The sequence below is a fragment of the Oscillibacter sp. KLE 1728 genome, from assembly GCF_934833455.1.
Lineage (GTDB): Bacteria > Bacillota > Clostridia > Oscillospirales > Oscillospiraceae > Oscillibacter > Oscillibacter welbionis.
Map to the genome: position 1 here is coordinate 1 of NZ_CAKVVF010000066.1, position 7,404 is coordinate 7,404.

General features: G+C 61.8%; 7 protein-coding genes. 1 reads left to right on the plus strand and 6 read right to left on the minus strand.

Translation table 11 applies throughout. The features are described from left to right. From QVE23_RS08195 to QVE23_RS08215, 5 genes are all read right to left on the minus strand, one after another. Nucleotides 1-246 (minus strand): biotin/lipoyl-containing protein (locus tag QVE23_RS08195; RefSeq protein WP_287967912.1); only part of this gene is annotated, 246 nt, incomplete at its 3' end. Between the two features lie 12 nt (nt 247-258). Then, complete coding sequence (locus QVE23_RS08200; RefSeq protein ID WP_256264253.1) at nt 259-1,521, minus strand: dihydrolipoamide acetyltransferase family protein; 1,263 nt, start codon at nt 1,519-1,521, stop codon at nt 259-261. A gap of 13 nt (nt 1,522-1,534) precedes the next feature. Further along, nucleotides 1,535-2,515: an alpha-ketoacid dehydrogenase subunit beta gene (locus QVE23_RS08205; protein ID WP_287967913.1), complete on the minus strand. Its 981-nt coding sequence runs from the start codon at nt 2,513-2,515 to the stop codon at nt 1,535-1,537. Further along, nucleotides 2,512-3,456, minus strand: coding sequence for a thiamine pyrophosphate-dependent dehydrogenase E1 component subunit alpha (locus tag QVE23_RS08210; RefSeq protein WP_051319924.1), 945 nt, complete (start codon nt 3,454-3,456; stop codon nt 2,512-2,514). The genes QVE23_RS08205 and QVE23_RS08210 overlap by 4 nt, the downstream gene beginning before the upstream one ends. Before the next feature lie 63 nt (nt 3,457-3,519). Further along, nucleotides 3,520-4,836: a GntP family permease gene (locus tag QVE23_RS08215; protein ID WP_021747770.1), complete on the minus strand. Its 1,317-nt coding sequence runs from the start codon at nt 4,834-4,836 to the stop codon at nt 3,520-3,522. Nucleotides 4,837-5,133: 297 nt separating this feature from the next. Between QVE23_RS08215 and QVE23_RS08220 the strand changes: the two genes are divergently transcribed. Beyond that, on the plus strand, nt 5,134-6,036 hold the full coding sequence (locus QVE23_RS08220; protein ID WP_025544778.1) for a LysR family transcriptional regulator: 903 nt from the start codon (nt 5,134-5,136) through the stop codon (nt 6,034-6,036). Between the two features lie 211 nt (nt 6,037-6,247). Here QVE23_RS08220 and QVE23_RS08225 read toward each other — a convergent pair whose 3' ends face one another. After that, nucleotides 6,248-6,976: a FadR/GntR family transcriptional regulator gene (locus tag QVE23_RS08225; RefSeq protein ID WP_025544779.1), complete on the minus strand. Its 729-nt coding sequence runs from the start codon at nt 6,974-6,976 to the stop codon at nt 6,248-6,250. Between the last annotated feature and the right edge of the window lie 428 nt (nt 6,977-7,404).

Here is a 7,404-nt window from a genome sequence, read left to right on the forward strand (position 1 = left end):
CTGCTCGCCGGGCCGGCCGATGTAGCCCAGCAGGCCCTTTACCGGCACGTCGGCGCCCTCCTGGGCCACGATCTTCAGCAGGACGCCGTCGGTTTCCGCCGCCACCTCGTTGGTCAGCTTGTCGGTGGTAATCTCCAGCAGGGGCTCACCGGCCTTGACGGGATCGCCCTCCGCCTTCAGCCACCGCTCCACGGTGCCCTCCTCCATGGTCAGCCCCAGCTGGGGCATTTTGATTTCCGTTGCCATTGTTTACGCTCCTCACAGCAGGATGTCCATGGGATGCTCCAGCAGATCCCGGACTGTCATCTCGAATTTGGCCGCTACCGCGCCGTCCAGCAGTCGGTGGTCGAAGGTCAGGGAGATCCGCAGCACCTGATGCTTGGCGATGGTGCCGTCGTCCTCCATCACCAGCTCATCCTCCGTGCAGTTGACGCCCAGAATGGCCGCGTCCGGCTGGTTGATGATGGGGGTGAAGCTCTCCACGCCGAACATGCCCAGATTGGACACAGTGAAGGTGGAGCCCTTGTACTCGTCGGCGCCCAGCTGGTTGGCACGGGCCCGCTCCGCCAAATCCTTGGCCTTGGCGGACAGGGCTTCCAGGCTCAGCAGGTCCGCGTCCCGGATCACAGGGACGATGAGCCCCGCGTCCAGAGCCACCGCCATGCCCAGATTCACATGGGCCCGGCGGATGATCTGCTCCCCGTCCAGGCTCACCAGGATCTCCGGATGACGGCGCAGGGCCTTGGCCACGGCCTTCAGCACAAAGTCATTGACAGAGAAGGCATGGCCCTCCTCCTTCAGCTTTTTGCGGAAGGCCAGCAGGGCGGTGACGTCCACCTTCACCGTCTGGGTGACGGTGGGGATCTCCACAGCAGAGGTGTACATCCGCTGGGCCACCACCTTCCTCATGCCGGTGAGCTTCTCCACCGTGTCACCCTCCATCAGCTCCAGGTTCTTCACCGGGAAGGCGGTGCCGGAGACAGCCGCAGGCGCGGCGATCTTCCGATCAGCAGGGGCGGGAGCAGCTGCCTTGGGCGCGGCCTCCGCCGCAGCCAGGATGTCCCGCTTGACGATCCGGCCGCTGGGGCCGGTGCCGGTGAGGACGGTGTAGTCCACGCCCATCTGTCCGGCGATCTTCCGGGCCAGGGGAGAGATTCGGATCCGCTTGCCCCCGGCCGCCGGGGATGCCGCAGGGGCAGAAGCCAGCGCAGCCGCAGGCTCCGCAGACGGGGCAGCAGAAGCCGCGGATACAGCGGGGGCAGTAGTCTCCCCCACCTGTTCGCCGGGCTGGCCGATGTAGGCCAGCAGTCCCTTCACCGGCACATCCTCGCCCTCCTGGGCCACGATCTTCAGCAGGACGCCGTCCTGCTCGCTGGTGATCTCATTGGTGAGCTTATCAGTGGTGATCTCCACCACCACGTCCCCGGCCTTTACAGCGTCTCCCTCGTGCTTGATCCACTGGGAGACGGTTCCCTCCTCCATGGTCAGGCCCAGCTGGGGCATCAGTACTTCATAAGCCATCTCACACGCCTCCTCACTTGTTCAGCACGCGCTTGACAGCCCGCACGATATCCTCCGGATGGGGGAAGTTCTTGTCCTCCAGCACCGGGCTGAAGGGGGAGCAGATGTTCAGGCCGCAGACCCGTTCCACCGGGGCGTCCAGCTCATCAAACAGCTCCTCTGCGATCTGGGCAGAGAGCTCACCGGCGTAGCTGCCCCGCTTGACCTCCTCGGAGACGATGATGACGTTGTGGGTCTTGGAGACGGACTTCACGATGGCATCCCAGTCCAGGGGCACCAGAGTCCGCAGATCCAGGACCTCCACGTCGATGCCCTCCGCCTCCAGGGTCTGGGCGGCCTCCAGGGCGAAGTGGACCTCACGGCTCCAGGTGATGATGGTCAGGTCCCTGCCCGCCCGCTTCCCGTCCGCCGCACCCAGGGGGATGGTGTACTCCCCATCGGCGATCTCCTCCTTGTGGGCGTACAGCAGCTTGTGTTCCAGGAACACTACCGGGTCGTCGTCCCGGATAGCGGACTTCAGCAGGCCCTTGGCGTCGGCAGCGGTGCAGGGGGCCACCACCTTCAGTCCCGGGAAGTGGCAGAAGAAATTCTCCAAGCACTGGGAATGCTGGCCTGCGTTCCGGCGGCCGGCGCCCATGGGCGCCCGCAGGACCATGGGGACGCTGCACTGTCCGCCGGTCATGTAGCGGATCTTGGCAGCCTGGTTGAACAGGGGATCCGCGCACTCCGTGGCGAAGTCATCGTACATCAGCTCCACCACGGGCCGCAGCCCCCGCATCGCGGCGCCCACGGCCATGCCCACAAACCCCTCCTCGGAGATGGGAGTGTCAATGACGCGGTTGGGGCCGAACTCCTCCAGAAAGCCCTTGGTGATGGCGAACACATTGCCCATGACGGCCATGTCCTCGCCCATGATGAAAACCTTTTCGTCCCGGAGCATTTCCTCGTGCAAGGCTTCACCGATGGCCTTGCTGACGGTGATCTTCTTGCTCATCTCGCCACGCACCTTTCGTTGTCAGTCACATACATATCATCCAGCACCGTCGCGGGGTCCGGATATGGGGACGCATCCGCGAACTTCACAGCCTCGTCCATCTCGGCCTCTGCGTCCTGCCGGATGGCGTCCAGCTCCTCCTGGGCGGCGCCGCTCTCCAGCAGCCGCCGCCCCAGCTTCTCGATGCCGTCGTTTGCCAGGGCGTGCTCCATGTACTCCTTGGGGCGGTAAACCGCCGGGTCACCGCAGTAGTGGCCCTGATAGCGGTATACCTTGGCCTCCACCACATAGGGTCCCTTGCCGCTGCGGGCGTGGTCCAGGGCGACCTTCATAGCCTCATACACCGCGATGGCGTCCGTGCCGTCCACCACGGCGTAGGGCACGCCGTAGGCCGCGGCCCGGGAGGCCAGATCCGGGGTGTTGGTGACCCGGTGGATCTCCGTGGACACGCCGTAGCAGTTGTTTTCAATGAACCAGACTAGCGGCAGCTTCCAGGCGGCGGCCATGTTCAGGGACTCGTGGAAGGAGCCCTCGTTGGTGGAGCCGTCGCCGAAGCAGCCCACGGTGACGGAGTCGTCCCCCATGATCTTGGAGGCCAGGGCGCTGCCGGCGGAGATGGGCTGCCCAGCGCCCACGATGCCGTTGGCGCCCAGGTGGTTCATCTTCTCCATGTCCGCAATGTGCATGGAGCCGCCCTTGCCCTTGCAGTAGCCGGCAGCCTTGCCGAACAGCTCCGCCATGGCCCGCTTGGGGTCCGCCCCGCGGGCGATGGCATGGCCATGGCCCCGGTGGGTGGAGGTGAAGTAGTCCCTGGGCTCGATGGCCGCGAAGGCACCGGCCTCCGCTGCCTCTTGGCCGATGCTCAGGTGGATGTTGCCCGCCAGCATGCCCTTGGTGAAGCACTCGGCGGCGTGTTCCTCAAAGGCCCGGATCCGGACCATGTCCCGGTACAGGGACAACAAAAAGCTCTTTTCATAGGTAGCCACGATTCAACACGACCTTTCTCAGTGTACGATGGAATAGTAGATAAATACAGGGATCAGGGACAGCAGCGGCAGAATGACCGTCTCCATCGCCACGTGCTTGTAGCCCTTCTTATAGGACACGCCGGACAGGGCGAACAGCATCACTACGGTGCCGTTCCAAGGCAGGGTGTCCAGTCCGCCGCAGGCGATGGAGGCCACCCGGTGGATGATCTCCGGCGTGTAACCCCAGGAGATGAAGGTCTCACCGAAGAGCTCCAGCGCGATAGTCAGGCCGCCGGAGGCGGAGCCGGTGATTCCGGCGATGATGGTGGTGATGGCCGCCACCTTCACCAGGCCCGGCAGCGGCAGGTTGATGATGTTCTCCTGCACCAGGGCAAATACATCGGTGGCGGAGACCACCTTGCCCACGCCCACCACGGCAGCGATGATGATGCAGGGGAAGATCCCGTTGTTGAAGCCCTCGGAGACAATTTCTCCAAAGCCCTTGACGCCGCCCAGGGATTTGCAGAAGAACAGCAGAGACAGCACGCATCCAGCCGTGAGGCCGTACAGCAGCTCCACACCGAAGCCGTTGATGAGGACGAAGGTCACCACCATGGGCAGCAGGGAGATCCAGAAGCCCGGAGCCCGCTGCTCCAGCTCTTTCTCGTCCAAAATGCCGCCCTGGACCTGGTAGAGCTCGATGGCCGCCTCCGGGTCGTCATGACCCTTCTTCACCTGCCAGTAGAGGTAGCCGACACCTACGACGATCATGAACAGCGTGGCCAGCACGCCCTCCACCGGGGCGGCGGTCAGCGCCGTGCCCAGAATCTGAGTGGGAATGATGTTCTGCATCTGCAGGCTGCCGGGCATCTGGCCCATGGCAAAGGTGGCGATGGCCAGGCCGGTGATGCCGGGGAACAAGTACCATGGGATGCCCGCCTTGGGGAACAGGATCTTGGCAAAGGGCAGCAGCACGAAGATCATCACGGTCACCTGGATGCCGCCGTACACCAACAAGGCGCCTACCAGCACGTAGATCAGCAGCGTCCACTGGGTTCCGGCCTTGTTGATGAGGGTGCTGCTGATGCGCCAGGTGGCGCCGCTCTTGTCATACAGCGCGCCCAGCAGGGCGCCCAGGGCGAAGATCACCAGCCAGCTGCCCACGAAGTCCTTCATGCCGATGAGGAAGGGGCCGTCCGCCCCCACCAGGGAGGCCGCCACGTCCAGCCCGCCGAACAGGGCCACGATGGCCGCAGCCAGCACTGCCGCCAGGAACATGCTGATTTTTTTGTAAGCCGCAAAGATCAGCACCGCGAATGCCAGAATGATTCCAATCACGCTCACTACGATCATGTTGTCTATATCCTCCCGTCCTTCTCTGTCAGATTTGATGAAAGCGGCGCCCGTTGCCGTGTACCCTCCTTTCCCGCGCCCCCCAATATGTCTTCCAATTTGAATTTTAGCAACTGGCAATTCAATAGTGAAATACCATGTTTTTATGCAGGAATAACAAAAACTTATAAACAGCTAGTCAAAAAAATGTCAATTCGCACTTTTGGCATAAAGAAAATCTTGATTTTTCAATAAAACTCCTTTATTCTTAAAGAAAAGCGCGGCGGTGCGCCGCCGGAGGGATGGGAGGTCTGCCGGATGCTGAATCTGAAGCGGCTGCAATATCTGGACGCGGTCTACCAGTATAAGAATTTCACCCAGGCCAGCGAGGCGCTCTACGTGTCCCAGCCGGCCATCTCCTCCGCCGTCCAGGCGCTGGAGGAGGAGCTGGGGGTGCGGCTGGTGGTCCGCAGCTCCAAGGGCGTTACCTTTACATACGAGGGCGAGCAGTTTATGATCTGGGCGCGGCGCATCCTCAGCACCTGTGAAGCGGCGGAAAATGCCATGCGGGATCTGGCCGGCACGGCGGAACAGCGCCTGCGGCTGGGAATCTCCCACGTGCTGACGAATCCCATCGTGCCCATGATCTTCTCCACCTTTCTGCGGGAGCACCCCAAGGCGCAGATCTACCTGAACGAGGGCTCCATGAACAAGCACGTGGAGATGGTGACGGGTGAAATGCTGGACCTGGCTTATAACGCCTTCCCCACAGCGCCGGAGGCGGAGGAGCTGGAGATCATTCCTATGGGCACTATGGAGATCCACGCGGTGCTGCATCCGGACCATCCCCTGGCGCGGCTGGACCGGATCCCCCTGGCGCGGCTGGGGGAGGAGAAGCTCATTATGATGGACGCCCAATCCAAGGTGAAGGAGTTGATGAGCCGGGAGTTTGAGCGCCATCAGGTGATCCCGGACATTCTCTTCAATTATGACCAGGTGCTGTGCATGGCGAATCTGGTCCGCTCCTGCCGGTACGTGGGCATCATCAGCGTGGCCCAGGGCCAGCAGGCCCTGGGCTGCGAAGGGCTGGCGATCCGCCCCTTCGAGGAGCCGGTGGTGTTCGACGTGGGGTTCTTTCTCAAAAAGGGGCGCTATCTGCCCAAGCTGGGGTGGGAGCTGATCCGCTTCATCCAGGAGAACACCCTGCGGGGCGGCACCTAACCGCGGGAACTCCTTTCCAAAACATCATGGCAAAAAAGCTGGCTGCCCGACGGGCAGCCAGCTTTTTTGCGACGCAGCTGCATCGCAGAAATTTGTGAACGGTATTTCCCTGCCCTTCCCAGGCAGCAGGATCCGGATGCGCCCCCTCATGCGCAGCGGCGAGCGTTTCTTTTCGCGGCGCGCTGCCGTACTTGTGAAGCTCCGTGCCTGTTCAATGGACCGTATCCTGAAACAGCCGGACCATGGCCGCCACGGCGCGGTCCGCCCCGTCGGGGTCATGGGCGAGGACGGCCTCCATGATGGCGTAATGGGTGTTGTAGATCCGCAAATTGATCTCCCGCAGCTGCTCCGGTGTGTAATCCCGAATCGTCTCCACAAACACATCCGTGTTGAGGCGGACAATCACGTCATTAATCAGAGAGGCCAGCGTGTTGTGGCTGGCCTTGGCCAAAGCGCTGTGGAACGCCACATCATACTCCTGGAAGCTGAAGAGGCTGTCCAGGTTGGCCTTCGCGCCCTCCAGGGTCTGCCGGAGCGCCTCGGCATCCTCCTCCGTGTGGTGGATGGCAGCCAGACGGGCGCAGCTGCGGTCGTTGATATGCCGATACTCCAGCAGCTCATCCAGATTGATGGCCCCCATGGCCACCAGGTTTTTCAGGGGCTCTTCCACGGATTTCAGGGAGACGCCCCGGATCACCGCGCCGCCGGAGCTGCCCACGGCGGTTTCGATCAGTCCCTCCTGCTGGAGCATCCGCAGCGCTTCCCGCACCACAGGGCGGCTGCGCTGGAACATCTCCGCCAGCTCCCGCTCCGGCGGGAGCCGGTCCCCCGGACGCAGTTCCCCGGAAATGATCTTGGGGTAGATCTGATTGTAAATAGCCTCGGACGCCCGCTGGGTCTTGGCAGGCGTGAAGAGGGCCTTGGAAGAAGGCTGCTCCATCATGGTTCTCCTTACCCTTCCTGCTTTTTGTGAAAAGTATATCATACTCGAAAGCCGGAATCAAGGGAGAGTCCGTAGGATGCCTGCAGGAGTGGCGAGACATATCCACACGCGACATTGTTAAAAATTGTGCAAAATAGCTCGTTATTTTAATAACGCTTGACGAGCATTGGGTAAAGTGCTATAAAATAAAGCGAGAAATATAAATGGTAAAACCATTTATAAGGCAACATATTTTGTTGTCAGGCCGGCGGCACGACTGTCATGTCCCGGCAGCAAGCGACCCTTCGCAGAGAATCGACAGGATAAAAGAAAAAGGAGTGTTTGATGTGAAAAAGACGTTGGCAATGGTATTGGCACTTGTGATGATGTTTACCCTGCTGACAGGCTGCGGCGGTGGAGGCGGTGATTCCGGCGGAGACGGCACC